Here is an 842-nt window from a genome sequence, read left to right on the forward strand (position 1 = left end):
GGTCCGGCCGCGGTGGCCGCCGCCTCGAATGCCGAGCTGATCGACGCGATCGCCGGCTGGGCCCGCACCGCGGCGGCGGCCGAGGCGCGCAAGTTCGCCGCGCTGGCCGAATGGAAACGCCGCGCCGACGCCGGAGAGCTGCACTCGACCTGGGCCTGTGACGACATCGACAATGCCGCCGCCCAGGTGGGGTGCGCGTTGACGGTCTCACACGGCCGCGCGATCGGGATGATGACGACCGCGGCCACGCTACGCGACAAACTGCCCAACCTGGCGCGGCTGTTTATGGCCGGGCAGCTCAGCGAGCGGGTGATCGCGCGGATCCTGTGGCTGACCCGGCTGGTCGTCGATGACACGGTGTGGGCAGCGCTGGACGAACAGTTCGCCCAGAGCGCCGCCGGGTGGGGAGTGCTCTCCGGCGACAAACTCGACACCGCGATCACGGTCTGGATCCACACCCATGACCCCGATGCGGTGCGCCGGGCGCGCGAACGCACCCGGCAGCGCAACTTCAAGATCGGCAAACACGACGACGAAACCGGCACCACCAGCGTCTACGGCGTGGTGCACTCCCTGGACGCCGCGGTGGCCGCGGCCCGGATGGCCGCGATGGTGGCCAGCGTGTGCGACCAGGACCCGCGCACCCTGCGCCAATTACGCGCCGACGCGTTCGGGGCGGTGTTCGCCGGGGTGTTCACACTGGCCTGCCGCTGCGCCAACCCCGACTGCCCGGCCACCGGCAACCCCGACGGACGCGCCGCCAGCGTGGTCGTGCACGTGGTCACCGACCACAACGCCCTAGACGCCGACCCCGACCCGGCCATCCACGGCGACGACCCCGA

At 71.9% G+C, this 842-nt stretch carries 1 protein-coding gene; it reads left to right on the top strand.

Annotation, left to right across the window (positions count from 1 at the left end):
* Positions 1 to 842 (top strand): DUF222 domain-containing protein (locus tag JDV09_RS06175; protein ID WP_221368245.1); only part of this gene is annotated, 842 nt, incomplete at both ends.

The organism is Mycolicibacterium xanthum, from assembly GCF_019710635.1.
GTDB classification, from domain to species: domain Bacteria; phylum Actinomycetota; class Actinomycetes; order Mycobacteriales; family Mycobacteriaceae; genus Mycobacterium; species Mycobacterium xanthum.